13 protein-coding genes and 2 pseudogenes are annotated in these 17,084 nt (G+C 35.6%); 13 read left to right on the top strand and 2 right to left on the bottom strand.

Going from position 1 to position 17,084, the window contains the following annotated elements; translation table 11 throughout:
• The first annotated feature begins 15 nt into the window (after positions 1-15).
• From LEP1GSC049_RS217845 to LEP1GSC049_RS10440, 12 genes and pseudogenes are all read left to right on the top strand, one after another.
• Positions 16-2,172: a hypothetical protein gene (locus tag LEP1GSC049_RS217845; RefSeq protein WP_016560548.1), complete on the top strand. Its 2,157-nt coding sequence runs from the start codon at positions 16-18 to the stop codon at positions 2,170-2,172.
• Positions 2,169-2,714: a DUF6046 domain-containing protein gene (locus tag LEP1GSC049_RS217850; protein WP_004753961.1), complete on the top strand. Its 546-nt coding sequence runs from the start codon at positions 2,169-2,171 to the stop codon at positions 2,712-2,714. The genes LEP1GSC049_RS217845 and LEP1GSC049_RS217850 overlap by 4 nt, the downstream gene beginning before the upstream one ends.
• Positions 2,711-3,082 carry a LysM peptidoglycan-binding domain-containing protein gene (locus LEP1GSC049_RS217855; protein WP_004754223.1) on the top strand — a complete coding sequence of 124 codons (372 nt, stop codon included), beginning with the start codon at positions 2,711-2,713 and terminating at the stop codon, positions 3,080-3,082. The genes LEP1GSC049_RS217850 and LEP1GSC049_RS217855 overlap by 4 nt, the downstream gene beginning before the upstream one ends.
• Positions 3,082-4,110: a hypothetical protein gene (locus LEP1GSC049_RS217860; RefSeq protein ID WP_016560630.1), complete on the top strand. Its 1,029-nt coding sequence runs from the start codon at positions 3,082-3,084 to the stop codon at positions 4,108-4,110. Before LEP1GSC049_RS217855 ends, LEP1GSC049_RS217860 begins: the two co-directional genes overlap by 1 nt.
• The gene (locus LEP1GSC049_RS217865; protein WP_004776865.1) at positions 4,110-4,682 is read left to right on the top strand and encodes a hypothetical protein; all 573 of its coding nucleotides are present in this window, start codon (positions 4,110-4,112) and stop codon (positions 4,680-4,682) included. Before LEP1GSC049_RS217860 ends, LEP1GSC049_RS217865 begins: the two co-directional genes overlap by 1 nt.
• On the top strand, positions 4,682-5,044 hold the full coding sequence (locus LEP1GSC049_RS217870; RefSeq protein WP_004776858.1) for an LIC10183 family protein: 363 nt from the start codon (positions 4,682-4,684) through the stop codon (positions 5,042-5,044). Before LEP1GSC049_RS217865 ends, LEP1GSC049_RS217870 begins: the two co-directional genes overlap by 1 nt.
• 398 nt (positions 5,045-5,442) lie before the next feature.
• Positions 5,443-6,573 carry a baseplate J/gp47 family protein gene (locus LEP1GSC049_RS217875; RefSeq protein WP_004776885.1) on the top strand — a complete coding sequence of 377 codons (1,131 nt, stop codon included), beginning with the start codon at positions 5,443-5,445 and terminating at the stop codon, positions 6,571-6,573.
• Positions 6,566-7,231 carry a hypothetical protein gene (locus LEP1GSC049_RS217880; RefSeq protein ID WP_004764134.1) on the top strand — a complete coding sequence of 222 codons (666 nt, stop codon included), beginning with the start codon at positions 6,566-6,568 and terminating at the stop codon, positions 7,229-7,231. The genes LEP1GSC049_RS217875 and LEP1GSC049_RS217880 overlap by 8 nt, the downstream gene beginning before the upstream one ends.
• A gap of 58 nt (positions 7,232-7,289) precedes the next feature.
• Entirely contained in the window at positions 7,290-8,012 is a 723-nt protein-coding gene (locus tag LEP1GSC049_RS217885; protein WP_016560540.1) for a hypothetical protein, read from the top strand.
• Positions 8,005-9,539 (top strand): annotated as a pseudogene (locus LEP1GSC049_RS02000000224605) (hypothetical protein). Before LEP1GSC049_RS217885 ends, LEP1GSC049_RS02000000224605 begins: the two are co-directional and overlap by 8 nt.
• A gap of 616 nt (positions 9,540-10,155) precedes the next feature.
• Complete coding sequence (locus tag LEP1GSC049_RS217890; protein ID WP_016560644.1) at positions 10,156-11,712, top strand: hypothetical protein; 1,557 nt, start codon at positions 10,156-10,158, stop codon at positions 11,710-11,712.
• A 1,116-nt stretch (positions 11,713-12,828) separates the two neighbouring features.
• A pseudogene (locus tag LEP1GSC049_RS10440) lies at positions 12,829-14,482 on the top strand (DUF8201 family protein).
• Between the two features lie 118 nt (positions 14,483-14,600).
• Here the strand turns inward: LEP1GSC049_RS10440 and loa22 are convergent.
• Positions 14,601-15,188, bottom strand: coding sequence for an OmpA family outer membrane lipoprotein Loa22 (gene loa22 / locus LEP1GSC049_RS217895; RefSeq protein WP_016560629.1), 588 nt, complete (start codon positions 15,186-15,188; stop codon positions 14,601-14,603).
• Between the two features lie 135 nt (positions 15,189-15,323).
• On the opposite strand from loa22, the gene LEP1GSC049_RS217900 reads away from it, so the two are divergent.
• Positions 15,324-16,262 (top strand): RluA family pseudouridine synthase, encoded by a 939-nt coding sequence (locus tag LEP1GSC049_RS217900; RefSeq protein ID WP_004754878.1) that lies wholly within the window; start codon positions 15,324-15,326, stop codon positions 16,260-16,262.
• Here LEP1GSC049_RS217900 and LEP1GSC049_RS217905 read toward each other — a convergent pair.
• Positions 16,231-17,073, bottom strand: a complete 843-nt coding sequence (locus LEP1GSC049_RS217905) for a carbon-nitrogen family hydrolase (RefSeq protein ID WP_004776887.1) — start codon at positions 17,071-17,073, stop codon at positions 16,231-16,233. The two genes, LEP1GSC049_RS217900 and LEP1GSC049_RS217905, sit on opposite strands and share 32 nt — an antisense overlap.
• Positions 17,074-17,084: the final 11 nt, after the last annotated feature.

Below are 17,084 nucleotides of genomic sequence, written 5' to 3'. Positions count from 1 at the left end.
TACGGGAGGCGAGGTATGGCCGATACGAATACAAACGAATTAAAAATTGTTTTTACGATAGCGGATCTCGCCTCCAGTAAAATCAACGAGATCAACGGTAAATGGGATAGTATGAAGCAGTTGATCGGTGAAAATAAGAAATATTCAGAACAATTTAAAAAATCCGTTCAAGAAGTGGATTCTTCTTTTACGAGTATGAAAAAAGGTTTTGTGATGTTGGATCTAGGGGTATCGATCGCTAAAACTTGTAAGGAATTATATGATGCAAGAATGGAATCTTCTAAACTGGAAAAAGATCTCAAAACACTTGGTTTATCGGCTAAGGAAGTCGGAGACGTTTCCAAGTCCGCTTTTAAACTTTCCGATGAAACTGGTATTCCAGTGGAAACGATTCTTTCTAGTGCGAATAAAATAAAATCTTCATTCAAAAACTTGAATTCTTCCGATTTGAATGCATTAGTCGATACTGTGGCAAATGCCGCTTTGGCAACCGGCGGAAATTTTTCAGACTTAACGAAACAATTGATTTCTACCGGTGAACAAGTCAAGAATTTCAACGGAGATGTCAATCAATTAGATTTTGGTAATATAATATATTTTCAATTATCATCAGAAAAAATGGATACGTTTCCGTCTCAACTTAATCGAGTTTCCGAAGCTTGGAAAAATTTTAAGATTCTTTTAGGGAAAGGAATCGAAGATTCCAGTCTTGTAAAATTTGGGATTATAGAATCCGTTCTTAAAAATATCTTTAGAACATTGGCTGACGGAATAAGCAAAGTAAATACGTTTCTTGGCGAAAATCCTAAACTCGCAGAGTTTGCAGGCACTTTTTTGATGTTAGGTGGTGGTGTTTTAATTGGAGTAGGCGCTTTGATCGTTTTAAAATCGGTCGCACTCGGTTTGTTTGCCGCTTTGAAAGTTGCGGCAATGTCCAATCCGATTGGGCTAGCAGTAGTAGGTATTGTTACAGCCCTGGCTTTGATCATTACTTATTGGGATGATATAAAAGCAGTTGCGATCAAAGCTTGGAATTGGATCGTAAATACTTGGAGCAATCTTTCCGGTTTTGGTAAATTATTAGTTGTTTGGTTTATGCCGATCGTAGGCATTCCCTTAATGATCTATGAAAATTGGGATAAAATTAAAAATATTTTCTCATCGGTAGGGACTATAATTGCAAAAGCATTTTCTAATATTTATCCCTATATTCAACCGATTATCAATGTTCCTTCCCGAATTGTTTCGGCGTGGAATTCTTTAACTAATTTTTTTGGAAAAATAGTAGATTCAATTTTTAGCATATTTACCAGTCTTCCTCCTGGAATTCAAGAAATTCTAGTTCTTGCTATGGTCAATCCGATCTTCGGTTTATACAGTTTGATTTGGCAAGCGCTTAGTAATGTGATCGGAAACATCCGTAATCGTATGAAAGATTCCGGTAAAAGTCTTTTTACCGCTTTTTCAGAAGGAATCCTAGATTCTATTACGGATCTAAAATCTACGATTCATAATGTGATGCAGATTATCGATAGGTATTTACCTCATTCCAACGCTTTAGAAGGACCTCTTTCTAGACTCACCGATTCAGGTTCTGCATTTATTGATACTTTCATCTTAGGAATGAAACAAAAAAATAATACGTTAGTCGGGTTCTTGAGTGATGTGTCTAACGGATTCAAATCTGGATTGGATTCGATCCAAGAAAGTGGAACTAAAACCGTAACTACTTTTTCAGAAGGGATTTCTTCCGGTAAGTCAGTAGTTTATAATAAATTAATAGATATATTTGAAAATACAAAAAGGTTGTTCCCAAATTCGGACGCTAAAGAAGGACCGTTTTCGAATTTGACCAAATCGGGCAGGGCTACCATCACTGCGTTTTCTTCGGGACTGGAATTAGAAATTCCTAAAATAAATCCAGTTCTTCAAAGATTCCATCAGGTTTTAATGAACGATTCCAAAGGAATTATTAAACGGACATTAGAAAGTAAAGAAAGCTCAGAATCTATATCAGGAAAATCGAATGTAACTTCAAATACAAATATAGGATCTGTCATCGGTCAACTGGTGATCGGAAATAAAACTACGGATAAGAAAAAAATCGGCGAGATGATTACGGATGCAATTTTTCAAGAGTTGGACCGATTTGAGGAGATGGAACTAATATGATCGGAGGAATTACACCACCCGCGCTTCCCGCAGGGTATCTCCCTTTGGAGGCGATAACAGGGGATATAGATCGATTGAAAGTGAGCTGGTCCGGTAATAGATACGAGTTTCCTTCTGGCACTAAGATTAAAGCGCATCGAGAAAAGGAAATCGTAATGACCTCTATTCCCGGAGGAAAGTACGGAACTGTCAAAGAACTCACTGGATATAAAGATTGGACGATTACGGTAGAATTTACTCTTCTTGCTTCGACTTATGGAGCTGGGAGTTTTGCGGCTCCTTCAAACCCTTTGATTAAAACTATGAGACAAAAAATGAGAGAGTTGCGGGATCTTTGGGAACAAGAAGAAACCCTTTCGTTATCTCATGCCATGTTAAGAGTATTAGGAATTACGAATGTAGTTTGTCAAAAGTTCGAACTTTTGAACGCTCCGATCCAATATGAACAAGACGTTATCATCACTTTTTTATCCGATGAGGAATACGATTTGGATCTTGCTTCTATAGAAGCTAAAAACAACGTAGTGGAGTCTTCTTTATGAGTCAATTTTACGTTCTTAAAAACAACGATACTCTACAGAGACTTTCCGCTCGTTATTACGGAAGATGGGAAATTTGGAGATTGATTCTAGATAACAATCCTCAGATCGAAAGCGTAAACAATCTTAGGGCAGGAGTGTTAATAGAAATCCCGGAGCCTTTGACGGAAGATCGTCTGCATACGATTGCAGATGGAGAAACATATGAATCTATCAGTTTTCTTTATTATGGAACAGAACATTTTTCGGGTAAAATTCGCGATAATAATTCTAATATACAACCTTATGAAAATGTAGGATCGACTCTTTTTATAGAGGCTCTTGTTTCCAAAGCCGAACTCCAAAACGCGAAAAGAAGGGCGAACTTATAATGTTTGTTTTAAATCAAGAATTAGAAATATCGAATATAAAATTTCCGGCAATAACGGAAGTTATATTAGAATCCTCAAGAGAGATTCCTACCGACATACTTACCGTTAAACTTCCTAAGTATAGGAATTTAAAAAAAGATTCGATCGTAAAATTCTCAAAAGTCACTTGGAAAGCGGGATATTCTCAATACGGACTTTTAAGTGAGTTTAACGGTTATATATTAGAGATCAGCCCCAAAGTTCCGTTTGAGTTAAAATGTGTGGATCCATTTTTCTTTTGTCAACGTAAGATGATGACACAGGATTATCATCAAAAACCTTTGATGGTTTTTTTGAATGATTGTATTCATCCTCAAATTAAATCGGATATTTCGATTATCGTTCGTGATTCAGACATTAAAAGAACGGTAGATATTAGATGCGCCAAAAAATCAGCACGTTATGCGTTATATGAGTTGAAAAAAACTCATGGCGTGGACATTTTTTTTCACGATTGGAAATTGGTGGTTCAAAAAGCTTATAAACATACTGATTTAAGTTTCTCTTCTAAAAAAAATAAAACTCAAAACCCAAATGAATCTCAGGAAACATTTCCTATTTTTCGTTTTGGAAAAAATATTATTCAGGACGAACTTACTCCTTTAGAAAGTAAGCCATTTCAAATTATTGTAAGAGGAGAAAATCCCAAAACCGGACAAACATATAGAGGGGCTTATGGAACGGGTGAAACTTGTTATTACGAAATCGACGGATTGGATTCTCAAGGAGCTGAAAAAAGAGCAAAAGAAATTTTCGATGAGAAATGTGGTTCTGGTTTTAAAGGAAAGTTTGTTTCTTTCGGTTTTCCTTCGATCACTCATTCTCAGATCATTGACGTTCAAGATCCGGATGATCCTTCTCGAAGTGCTAAAGCATTTGTAGATAAAGTAATTAAAAAATTCAGTAAAGAAGGTTATAGGCAAGAAATTTTTCCAGGTTTCTATTATGAACCTCCGAAGACAGGATCTTCAAAATCGAGTAGGGTCTAATGGCTGATAAAACCATAATACAAGCAATCGTTCAGGCATGGAAAATAGGTTTTCCTATTTTTTTTCCTAAGTTGGGAATTGTAGATTCCGTCGATTCCGAAAAAAAACTTCTAATCGTAAAGGTTGCGGAAGATTTCATTCATAACGTTACTTGGACCGAACCGGTGGTTCCAATGCAGGGTTCCAAGTGTCTTTTGATCGCAAGAGATAATATTGAAAAAAGATACACCGCATTCGGTTTTGAAAAGATCAATTCAATCAAAACGAAAGTCGCGGATAAGGTAGAAATAGAAATCAATGAAAATAAAACTTTTATAAATTATAATAATATAATTAAATTAACTATAAACGATGAAGGGTTTCTTTTGGATTTGGGCGGTAAGCCGTTTAAAATTCAGGGAAATATAGAACAGGACGGAGATTTTAAAACTACTGGAAAGATAGAGGCAGAGAAGGAGGTGACTGCTTTTGCTCAGTCTTCTAATTCTGTAGGTTTATCTACACATTTAACCGATTACGTAGATACTCCGGTTGGTCCTTCCGTTTCGAGCAAACCTAAGGCAGGTACCTAATGATCGATTTTGCAAATGATCTTATACAATTCGGAGATTTAACATTGGATCCTTCCGATAACGATTTGTTAAGCGATAGTAATTCGGTTCGTATCGTTTTGTCTGAAATTAGAGAGATGTTTGAAATGACTGTAGCCGACGACATCGACTATCCGGAAATTTATAGCAGACAAAGGATTGCTCAAAATTCTACGGAATACGATGAGTTATCGGAACGGATCCAAGACGCGGAGAGGATTCTTAAATTTCATCCCTTTATAAATCCTCAATCTATAAATATAGTTCTCGACGAGGAAAGACGGCTTGTAGTCGATTTTCGATTAAAAATGGGAGAGTTAGCCAAAGGGATTTTAATGAAATAAATTTTAATATTATAATATTCTATATATTATAATATTTTTTTAAAGTTTCGTTTATTGATTATTATATGACGGTTCGCTAGAAGTTTTAGAACGAGTTTAGAGGTGGCGTTTATGACATCTTATCGTTTCTTGTTTGTTCCAAGGATTGGGAAACTATCTGGTAAGTTTTTTAAAAAACGTATGAGTTCCCACAAATTATGTCTATTCGATGTTGTATGGACTTTAGGACTCTTTTTGATATAGTTAAAAAAACGTAGGAATTCCTACGTTTTTATACCGAGGATTTGAAAAATGTTTTAATTGAATCTTTCGATTTATTTATGAATTAACATTTCAAAATGAAAAGTATATTAGTATTTCATAAAATTAAAATTTTGAATTTATGACGGAGGTAATCAGTGAATTTAAATATAACTAAAGAACAAGTTCTTAATGAACATCTTCAAAGTGTAAAAGCTTCTGGAGTATTCAGAAATCATACTTTTAGTCCCACTTCAAAAACTTTTTCGATTTTGAGGGCCGTTTCAAATGCTGTATTTTTATTTATCGATGACAATCTTGTTTCTATTCAGAAGGCGATTCATCCTCATACGGCAGAGGACGATGCTTTACACGAACATTTAATTCGTAGAGGAATGCAATGGAAACCTGCACTTCCAGCGATCATTAAGGTTAGAATTGGTTCTTCCACCCCATCAATAATTAATCGTGAAATTCCACAATCTTTGATCGTTACTACTTCCGGAAACGAAGATCAAAGAGTAAAATTTTTTCTTCAAGAATCTTTAATACTTCCCGCGGGCACTGCAGAAGATGCTCAGGGAAAATATACTGTAGAAGCGCTCGTTCAATGTACGGTTGATGGTCCGATAGGAAATGTAGTTTCACGTTCTATCAACTTGATTGAAAATCCTCCAGATGGAATTGATTACGTTTCCAACATAGAAATCAATCCGATTCAACAAGGTCAATATAGAGAAACAAGAACTTCGGTTAGAGCACGTTTAAGAAATGCAGAAGGTGTTTCTTCTAAGTGGACTCCCACTTGGTATGTGGGAGAGGCTGAGACGTTTGCTTTTGTAAAAAGAGCTATTTTTAAAAGTGCTAGGAATTTGAAAATAGATGGAGAGGTAAAAATTTTAGTTCAAGGAACGGTAGCTCCTTTGACGGATTCTCAACTTACACAGATTATAGACTATTTCAACTCAGAAGAAAACGATCCGGGCGGAGTTGCTCATGTGCTCGTAGAGAATATTTCCGAAACCATAATTAATAAAACCGTTACCGTAAAGTTTTCTTCTTCGGATACGATTCCAAGTCAGGTTGTTTTAGATCAGATAAAGGACGAATATTTTCTTTCACTCGGAGAAGGTCAGGACTTTGTAGACACACAGTTAAAAACTTTGTATCAAGCTCTTCCAAATTGTATCGATGTAGAATTTAATCCATTAGGAAATGTTGATGTTCCCTCTGGTTCTTTGGCAAACGCTGGCTCAGGGTTTCAAGTAATTGGTGTGGTCTATGTCTGAAAAATTTATTTTCGATTTCGATTCGACCGTTTGGAAAAATCAGAGAAGTTTAATACGAAAGTTAGGAGTTGATAGTCTTTGGTATAAGATTTTAAGATCTATTCTCTCGATCCTAAACGAAAGGGCGGGAAGGCTCAGCTGGCTTTATAGACAGATGTGGCTCGAAACAAGCGATGGCTTTGGTTTGATTTTGTGGGGAACCAGATACAAGATCGAAAAACTTCCGGGAGAAACGGACGATTTGTATAGGAACAGACTTTTGCTCGCTAAACTTTTTAAAATGTCAATTGCTTCTGTGTCTTCCAAAAGACAGGTCATTCAATTTTCAACGGGACTCGATCCGGAAGAGATCAGTTATTTTAAAGTATATAAGTCCGAAGAGGCTAAAAATTGTTTTGTGATGGGTGGTTTTTTGGATCAAAGAATGATGTCTAGAAAATACGTTTTATTTAGATGTAGATTTTTCTTTCCCAAACTTGCCGATTCTTTAAATCGATCCGCTCTTGTTCAATCCATCGAAAACGTGAATATAGGCGGAAACGTATGTGAACTTTGGGAAGATCAAGGAGAATTTGATCCGTTCGTGATGGGAGGAACTCTCACAGGTAAGTTCCATTCCCGCAGAGCCGAAAAGGTTCGAGAATATTCAATTTATTAAATATAAAAATCACTTAATGTTTCTGAAACTACTCAGTCGTTCCTTTTAAGGAGCAATCATGGAAAAGATATACGTCTATTCTTCCGAGTCTTTGGAGGAATATCCATATTCCAATCTATCGTCCATAGAATTGGAAGTGGAGCTTTTTAATCGAGATAAGTCGGAAGAAAAAAAGAAAAAGATCCATCAAGGAATTTCATTTCCTCCAGAAGGTTTTAAATTTGAATGCGGGGAATTGAAGGAACTTTCTCTTTCAGAAAAGGCGGATCGAGGTTTGATTTCCGTTCCGGAAAATATGAAAATAGAAGAAGAAACATTGGTTCCAAAAACGGAACTCGAACTTTTACAATGTGGTCTTTTGACGATCTCTTCTTACAAAGAAAAAAAAATTCAAAAGATTCACGCTAAGTTTGACGAAGCGATGAATCAAATTCTTTCCAAATATCCTAAAGCAGAACCTCTCTCTTGGCCAATCCTGGCTCCACAAGCCAAAAGATGGATTTATGCAAGTGCTGAAGAAAGAGAGAGTTTTAAGTCTGAACTTATCTCTTTGATAAGCGAATCTAAAAGTCAAGATGATGAAGATATTACAGAACTTGCAAGTTTCATTTTAACTAAGTCGAATGTATATGAATCTTTCAGCGGTGTATGTAAAAAACTGAAAAGAGAAATGATTTTACAAATCGAAAATAATACAAAAACAAACGTGAGTGTTCTTTATAACGAGTTGGAAGCGATTGTAATAGATTTTCCGTCTTTCGAAGGGGTCAATCATGGATAAATTATCAGGGATCGAATTTCCGAACGTAGGCAAAAGGGTTTTTCCGGAAGATTGGAAAAAAGAACAAGAGTCAAAAAGTCAAGAGATCATAGATCGGGATTTGGATCTTTTGGGATTTGGAATCCAGAAGGGTGGGACGATCGTAGTCGGTTCGGGACCAAATCGTGTGGATTTGACTGATACTCTAATTGCTTATGACGTAGAAGGAAAAAGGATTCAAGTGGCACCGGTTGCTGGAATTCCGGTTCCGAATAACGTTACTTGCACTCTTGTAGTTCGCCATAAGTTTTTAGAAACACAATATGATAGTCCTTCCAACCTTCCGAGCGATGGTCCAAACTTATGGAGAGATAATTCTTTTGAGATTCTAACAAGACAAGGTTCACTCGTTACCGGTGACGTTCCTTTGAGATTAATTTCGTCTAACGCTTCTGGGGTTGTAACCCTAGGCACCGACTTAAGAGTTTGGAGAGGAATTTTTACAAACAACATCAAAGACGGACAAATTACCGAAGAAAAACAAGCTTCTTCCGTAAAAACAGGATTGGTTACAGACTTACACGGGGAGTTGGTCGGAGCTATCAATCCAGATGTGAATCATCCTCTTAAACTTGTACAAGGAATTAACCAGGCTTATCTATATTCTAAAAACTTTATAGATGTAACGTTCAAACAGGAACGTAAATTTTTAGGAGAAATGTTTTGGATGGATGATTTAAGAAGCCCTTCCAGTGATTTTCCAGCGTTTTGTTTAGCTTCTCCAGATCAATTGATCAATTCGACTGGAAGTGGGAGCATGCCTGATCTAGTTTCTTATTGGCTGAATCAACCGCTTCGTTATGATCCTTTGGGAAGTAACGTAACGGATTTTGATGCGATCAGTTATACGATTTCGAGTAACGTTTTGACTGTGACATTTGCAAATACAACTGCATGTCAAAAAATCATAGATAGCATTAGTAGAAGATAAATTTGGTTCATGGTTCTTTTACGAACTGGATGACTGGAACTTTATTACAAACAATTAGTGGGATTTCGGCTAACTCTACTTTGGCGATTACTTCTATTTCTTCTGCGAGTAGAACGATCAGTTTTACTTGTACGGCGACAAATTCAAGCGGATCTCTTTCAGGTGTAAAGATTCGTTTTTATAAACATAGGTTACCGGATATTACTCCTGGAACTACGATTACCAATCAGGTTCGTCATTTTACGGTTCAAGGAAGAGGTTTTATTTCCGTAATGGATACAGATAGCGAATGGATTGGTGGTTTGAGAAGAAGAGATCGGTTTCAAGGGCACTATCATGAACTTTATGGAATGATTGGCAGTTATAGTGGATCTAGTACAGCACATTTTGGTGGAGCATCGCCAAATACTTATTTATTTCAAGGCGGCGGTGCTTCAGGACAACCAGTTCGAACTCCGAACACGGACGGAAACAATGGGGCTCCTCGCACCGGAAAAACCACAGACGTTAGAGGTATATCAGGATTTCCTTATATATTTGTAAGGAGGGTTTTATAAAAAACCATCCATATTTTCTGATTGGTATACAATATTATTTAAATATATATAATAAAGTATCTTGAATTCTATGTTTTAATAAAGAATTATCTCAAAATATTTTATGGGCTAAAGAGATCTTGTCCTAAAACTTAAGAATGTAAGAACTTATGTTGAAATTAAATGATAGAAAAAAATATTAAAAGCCTGTTTGCTGCAGTGTGGTATAAACTGTGAGAACTGCCGTATTGTGTTGAGAATTTAAAGATTATATATATTAGAGTTGTTGAAAATTCAATAGTTCAATTAACAAAACTGCTTTAATCGATCGTTTCCATGGAGTAGAAGCGGATGGAGAATTAATTTTTCAAAAACTATATTAAATATTTAGAATAAACTGAAGTACCATATATAAAAATAAATCAAAGGTCCGGACTACTAAAATCGCTTCCTTTTAAGGAAAAATATGGAAAAGAGAAACATTGGTTCTTGCGATTTACTCGAAAAATATACTATGCTCCCATTACAATCTACTTGGTTGAAAATGGAAAATAACGTAAAATCATGTGTAAACTTTTTTATGAACAATTAAAATCGATTCTAATCGAATTCACTGCACTGAACGGAGTAATCAATTATGGATAAGTTATCAGGGATAGAATTTCCAAGCGTAGGTAAGAGGGTTTTTCCGGACGATTGGAAAAAAGAACAAGAATCTAAAAGTCAAGAAATCATCAATCGAGATCTGGACGCTTTTGGGCCCGGAATTGATTCCGGAGGAAGTATTGTAGTAGGTTCTCTTACGAATAGAGTCGATTTGACTAATACTTTAATTGCCTATGACGAATACGGTAAACGGATCGAAGTTCCACCTACAACTGGAATTTTGGTTCCGAGCAATGTTACTTTTACTCTTGTAGTTCGACATAAATTTCAAGAAACAGAATATAATAACCCTCTAAATATGCCAAACGATGGCCCGATTATTTGGAAAAACAATTCATTTGAAATTATAGCTAGGCAAGGGGCTTTGGTTGCCGGAGACGTTGCTTTGAGAGCCGTTTCCACGAATACTTCTGGTGTAGTAACTTTGGGGAATGACTTAAGAATTTTTAGAGGTATCAAAGGTATTCGTATTAAAGACAACGAAATCACCGAAGAAAAACAGGCGAATTCCGTAAAGACGGGTATATTAACGGATTTGCATACAGATATAGTTACCGCAATCAATCCGGATACAAATAATCCATTGAAATTTGTCAAGGCGATCAATCAGGTATATCTTTTTTTCAAAAACTTTATAGATGTAACGTTCAAACAGGAACGTAAATTTTTAGGAGAAATGTTTTGGATGGATGATTTAAGAAGCCCTTCCAGTGATTTTCCAGCGTTTTGTTTAGCTTCTCCAGATCAATTGATCAATTCGACTGGAAGTGGGAGCATGCCTGATCTAGTTTCTTATTGGCTGAATCAACCGCTTCGTTATGATCCTTTGGGAAGTAACGTAACGGATTTTGATGCGATCAGTTATACGATTTCGAGTAACGTTTTGACTGTGACATTTGCAAATACAACTGCATGTCAAAAAATCATAGATGCATTGGTAGAAGATTATCTGGTTCATGGTTCTTTTACGAACTGGATGACTGGAACTTTATTACAAACAATTAGTGGGATTTCGACTAACTCTACTTTGGCGATTACTTCTATTTCTTCTGCGAGTAGAACGATCAGTTTTACTTGTACGGCGACAAATTCAAGCGGATCTCTTTCAGGTGTAAAGATTCGTTTTTATAAACATAGGTTACCGGATGCGGTTTCTGGAACTACGATTACCAATCAGGTTCGTCATTTTACGGTTCAAGGAAGAGGTTTTATTTCCGTAATGGATACAGATAGCGAATGGATTGGTGGTTTGAGAAGAAGGGATCGGTTTCAAGGGCATAGACATGGAGCTTCCACTTCTATTTCCTTTGATATTCCGCAAGGTGCAACGGGAGGATTGGGCTCTTTGGTTGCGGCAGGTTATTATGGTGATGGAGTAGCGCGTGGATTATTATTAAACGGTTATCCTTCGACAACTGTTACTGGTCCTACCACAGATTCGGCAAATGGTTCCCATCGCACCGGAAAAACCACAGACGTTAGAGGTATATCAGGATTTCCTTATGTGTTTGTAAAACGAGTTTTATAAAAAATTCAGTAATCAAGTTGGCGTACAAACATTTTGTGCGCTAACGAAATAAGTTGTATCAAAAGTTAAGTTAACTTGGATTAGAACTTTTATGAATCTGTATTAATTTTAGATAGATCATATATAAAAAATAGAACACCCAAATTTTGTTTTAAGACAAGATTTTGCAATAAAAGCCTAAGATGCTCAGTTTCATAGAGATTAGAAGGACTAAATTGCATAAAATAATAATAAACGTATATTCAATAAATAAAATATACTTAACATGAGCTTGGCGTAAGAAAATCCGGCGTTACCGGACCGCTTTCAGCTCCAATTAATAAATTACATAAAAAAAACTTAATATAATATTTCGTCTTTAATTTCAATTTAGAATACGATCTGCAGAGTGACCCGGAAAACTAAAGCGAATACTCTCTAAGGATTGGCATTCAGAAAGCGAGACTGCTTTTGTTTGAGAGAGCGTTCTGCGAGTGCCTTTATGCTTCAATCACTTTCTGTCGAATTTACGTGAAACGATGGTTTGTGATAAACATTTAGGTGCTAAATTTGGTAGAATCGAAATTTTAAACAAAGATAAAGTACTTTTAAAATAAATTCCAATCAAAAAGAATTAGCAATAGAGTTTTGTGTAAATCCAAAAGTATATCTTAAAAGATTCATCTCAAAAATAATTATTTACCGTAAAGTTTATCCAATGAATATTTTATTGAACATTCGCCTAATGTTGATTTGATACTTAAAATGTTACCTTTAATTCCTAAATATAATAAAGTTTTTAAAAGAAATTGTAATTCTAAAGGATAGAAAAACTTTTATAAAATCCAAAACTATTGGTTAAGTAAAATTTCAACGTAAAAAAGTTATTTACATAGAGTACTTATAAAGCTGAGTTCGAAAGTTTTCATTTTGAAATTATTTTTCAGTATAAAATATAAGATATTCTATTACATAGACCTGAATCAAATTTCTCGAAACACACCACATTAAACCCCATCTTTAAAATAATTCTAAGAAAAAACTTCAAATTATTGAAGAAATCAAATCCAAACTAGTAAAAGGGTGTTGAATTTAGTTGCGAATCTTTTTAGCTAAAAAAAAATCAAAAGATCATCTATGCTTGCCATTTTAATTTCCAGTATTTCGTCTTTGTACATTTTTATTTCTTTGGGAATTTTAGCGGAAAGAATTTTAAAAGTGAAATTTCAATTTACGGACAGGGTTTTAGTAGGTTTGTCCGTAACAAATACGTTAGTATCTTTTGTATCTTTATTTTTACCAATAACCGTATCGGTATTATACATTTTCCTATTATTTTGTTCCGTCTTTTTATACTTTGAAAGAGAAAATCTAAAGTCGTTAGCGTTTGATTGGATACGTAAAAGTATCGTTTTTATTATCGGCGTTGATTTTTTCCTTAAATCCTCCATTTGCTTACGATTCAGGACTTTATCATATTCAATCTATCAAATGGATTCAGGAATATTCAGTAGTTCCTGGTCTGGCCAACTTACACGGAAGATTTGGTTTTAACCCGAATATATTCACGATTTTTGCGCTTACCTCCTTAAAAGAGATTTTTAAACAGGAAATATTCTCGGTTAATTTCTTAGTTTATTCTCTATTGGTATTACATTCTATAAATAGAATATATAAAATTTTGAAACAAGAAGGATTTACGAACTCTTTTTTATTAAATTCAATTGTATTATTTTTAGTTTTAGAGCAGTTTATGAGTTTATCATCTCCTACACCGGATCTTATTTCTATTGTACTTCCGTTGTATATTCTGACGAACTTGCCAAAAAACGAAAACCATTCAGAGTTGAATTTAGAAAATTACTTTGTCTCTATTATTTTATCCGTATATACTATAAGCGTTAAGTTATCTACCGTTCCGCTATGTATATTGATTCTACTTTTAATGATTCGATATAAATTTGACAGAAAAAAGTTATCGATTGTAATTTCAATAATGTTTCTGATCCTTTTGCCTTGGCTGATACGGAATGTTATCTTATCCGGTTATTTAATTTATCCTTTTCCTGCTATTGACATTTTCAATTTTGATTGGAAAGTTCCTTTGAATGCTGTCGTTTCCGAAAAATTATCGATTACGGGATGGGCAAGAAATCCAGGAGAAGGATATAAAGAAGCGGCTCAGATGAAGTTTTGGGAGTGGTTCCCGATTTGGTGGAGTTCAATTTCAAAATTGAATCGACTTTTTATTGTTATATCGTTCTTATCTCCGATTTTTATTTTTATATATAGTTTATTTAAAAAGGTAAAAATAGATTTTCAAACGTTTGCGATACTTTTTACTTCTTGGATGGGAGCAATCTTTTGGATTTTACTCGCTCCCGATATAAGATTCGGTAAAGCGTTTTTAGGTATTTCTGCAATTTCACCTCTTTTCTATTTCAATTTTAGGATTGATTTTTTTCCGATCAAAATATCGAAAACTTCAAAACAAGTAATTCTTGTTTTCATTTTTATTGTAATATCTGTTTTTTTAATAAACCGCAGAACTTATAATAGGTTTAAGAGTTTTATTCGAGAAAACTCAGCACTTTTTGTTCGTCCTAAAAAAATAGAAATTCCGCAAAATCTAGAATTTAAAAAGATTCAAATGAATCATTTAGAAGTTTTTATTCCTGCAGAAGGTGATAGATGTTACGACTATAAGATACCTTGTATGCCTTATAGAAATCATACTCTGATTTTAAGAGGTAAAACTTTACAATCCGGATTCAAATATATTCAAAATTAATAATGTTTCTTTTGAATTCTTTATTGTTAAAATTTTCTTAACTCACTTTAAATAAAAAGGCCGATGATTTCTCATCGGCCTTTTTGATAAGATCGAATTATACTTTCGATTGATAATTTTATTGTTGTGGCGCAGAAGTCGCAAAACGAAAAGTGACTCTTCTGTTTCTAGCGTCTTTCGCATCAAGACCAGAAACAGGCTCGGAAGAACCGACACCTTTAGTAACGATACGATTTGCTGGAATCCCTTGTTTGATTAAAGCTTGTTTAACTGCATTTGCACGAAGCTCGGAGTAAAAAATATTTCCTTTTTTAGCACCTTCTGCTTGTTCGGGACCGATCGCATCGGTGTGACCTGTAATTTCAAGAGCGTAACTATCTGGAAGTTTTCCAAGACCTTCTTTGATTACAGGAGCGTTTGTTTTAGACCACTCGCTGAAATCACCAGCGGTAACATCCGCTTTTTTATAACTAAATCCAGGACGAGTTAATCCGTCTGGATACCGGAAATCTTTTAGTTTTTCGTTTAAAGAATCTGCGATCGCTTCCGGAGAATTGACGTCAACGTTTCTGTTTGCAGCTGCGGATTGCTCTTGTGCTGAAGGCTCAGGAGCTGCGGATTCCTCTTTTTTTTCGGCAGAGGAGCAAAGAGTGAATGAAAATGCAATTGCACCGAGCAGAATCAGATTCAAAATCTTTTTGACCATGTTTCTTTCCTTCCTTAAATATAAGGGGTTTGATATCAGAGTGTCATAATAAGGTTAAGGAAGGAAAATGAAAACTGTTTTTTTAGAGTGCTAAAAACGTGCTAAGTAAAAATCTGGAATCCTTTTTCATTTTCAATGAACTTAGAGCTCAAAGCAGACGTATCAGAAGAACTTTCCGGAAATCGATTGGATCGATTTTTAAAATATTCTTTAGGGGATGAAATATCCAGAGCAACGATTCAGAAATGGATCGAAGCAGGGTATGTTCAAGGTCAAGGTGGAAAAATTTTAGATAAAAGCTCCTGGAAGGTAAAAACAGGAGAGCAATATTTACTATCCATCCCACCAAAACCTCCTCTCAATTTAGAACCGATTCCGATGGAGTTGCCGGTAATTTTAGAAAGAGAGAATTTTCTAATCATTCATAAGCCCTCTGGGATCGCAAGTCATAGCGGACCGGGAGATAGATCTCCTAGTTTGGTGAACGGACTTCTTTATCATTTTAAAGAATTATCAAAAATGGGGGGAGAAGCAAGGCCGGGAATTGTACATCGATTGGATAAACCAACGGAAGGATTGATTTTAATCGCAAAAAACGACCGGGCTCATGGAAAACTTTCGGAGTTATTTAGAAAAAGAGAAATTGAAAAAAAATACTACGCTTGGGTACAAGGACATCCCCCGGAAGAGTCGGGGACCATCGATTTACCGATTGCAAGACATCCCGTTGAAAGGTTAAAAATGACGGTTTCTTCAAAAGGAAGAAGGTCTATAACTCATTATAAAGTACTAAAATACATCAATTCTAGGTCCGGAAGAAAATTCAGTTTTATAGAAGTGGGTTTGGAAACGGGAAGAACTCATCAGATTCGAGTTCATTTTCAAAATCAGAGATGTCCGGTTGTAGGAGACTTATTGTATTCAAGAGCTGGTTCTCAATTTGAATCCTATGGACTGCAGCTTTTATCTTATTTTCTTAAATTTAAGGATCCGTTTACGAACGAGAAGATAGAAGCGGTTCTGCCTTTAAGCGAGAGATTTCTTAGATTTGAGAAGAATGCTCCGTTACTTTGACTCCAATTAGATTTGGGTCTTTACGATCTAAAAGGACTGGAAAATTTTTTCTATAATCCAAAATGGAATTTTTATTGGCCTTGTAAAATAGAATTGTTTCGTTTCCTTCTCCCGCATCCACAAAATCTCCGTTAGGCGCTACTGCAAGAGAATGACCGTTGTGAGGAACACTTTGATTGTAGCCTGCTATACCGATTCGGTTGACTCCGAAAACGTAAGCTTGATTTTCGATCGCTCTCGTTTTTAGGATTAACTCCCAATGATGAATTCTGGGAACCGGCCAGTTGGCGTGTACTGTAAAAACGTCAGTATCACCGGCGACTTTTCTGAAAATTTCCGGAAAACGAATATCGTAACAAATAAAGGGGGTAATTCTGAAACCGTTCAGGTCGTAACTGAAAATTTCGGAACCAGCGCTGTAATAACGATCTTCTCCACCGAAAGTAAATGGATGAATTTTAGAATATCTTAATATAATAATTCCCTTGGGGTTTACTACGCTTACCGTGTTGAGAGGTTTGCCGTATTGGTTTTTCCGGATCCAACCGGCGCAGATCGTGGCTCGTGTAAAATTTGCGATTTCTTGTAGAAAGGTTTCCGTTGGACCTTCGTCTGGTTCGGCGATTCTTTCTGATCTCATCGTAAATCCGGTGGCAAAGGTTTCCGGAAGTAAAATCAGATCTGGTTTTTCGTTCGAGTTTTTTTCCAAAGTGGAATGGATCAAATTTCGAACGTGCTCATAATTCGCTTTCTGATTTTCCCAAGAAAGGTCACATTGTATGAGGGCGACGTTCAATTCATTTGGATTCAATTTGATTCTCC

Origin of the sequence: Leptospira kirschneri serovar Cynopteri str. 3522 CT (assembly GCF_000243695.2) — a bacterium.
Lineage (GTDB): Bacteria > Spirochaetota > Leptospiria > Leptospirales > Leptospiraceae > Leptospira > Leptospira kirschneri.
This window is presented reverse-complemented; position numbering and strand designations above follow the sequence as displayed.

Bases quoted from the DNA above. Each gene is read 5' to 3' on its own strand.
- LEP1GSC049_RS217890 (WP_016560644.1), top strand. From the start codon at position 10,156: ATGGATAAGTTATCAGGGATAGAATTTCCAAGCGTAGGTAAGAGGGTT.
- LEP1GSC049_RS217880 (WP_004764134.1), top strand. From the start codon at position 6,566: ATGTCTGAAAAATTTATTTTCGATTTCGATTCGACCGTTTGGAAAAAT.
- LEP1GSC049_RS217865 (WP_004776865.1), top strand. From the start codon at position 4,110: ATGGCTGATAAAACCATAATACAAGCAATCGTTCAGGCATGGAAAATA.
- LEP1GSC049_RS217855 (WP_004754223.1), top strand. From the start codon at position 2,711: ATGAGTCAATTTTACGTTCTTAAAAACAACGATACTCTACAGAGACTT.
- LEP1GSC049_RS217860 (WP_016560630.1), top strand. From the start codon at position 3,082: ATGTTTGTTTTAAATCAAGAATTAGAAATATCGAATATAAAATTTCCG.
- LEP1GSC049_RS217900 (WP_004754878.1), top strand. From the start codon at position 15,324: ATGAACTTAGAGCTCAAAGCAGACGTATCAGAAGAACTTTCCGGAAAT.
- LEP1GSC049_RS217885 (WP_016560540.1), top strand. From the start codon at position 7,290: ATGGAAAAGATATACGTCTATTCTTCCGAGTCTTTGGAGGAATATCCA.
- LEP1GSC049_RS217850 (WP_004753961.1), top strand. From the start codon at position 2,169: ATGATCGGAGGAATTACACCACCCGCGCTTCCCGCAGGGTATCTCCCT.
- loa22 (WP_016560629.1), bottom strand. From the start codon at position 15,188: ATGGTCAAAAAGATTTTGAATCTGATTCTGCTCGGTGCAATTGCATTT.
- LEP1GSC049_RS217870 (WP_004776858.1), top strand. From the start codon at position 4,682: ATGATCGATTTTGCAAATGATCTTATACAATTCGGAGATTTAACATTG.
- LEP1GSC049_RS217845 (WP_016560548.1), top strand. From the start codon at position 16: ATGGCCGATACGAATACAAACGAATTAAAAATTGTTTTTACGATAGCG.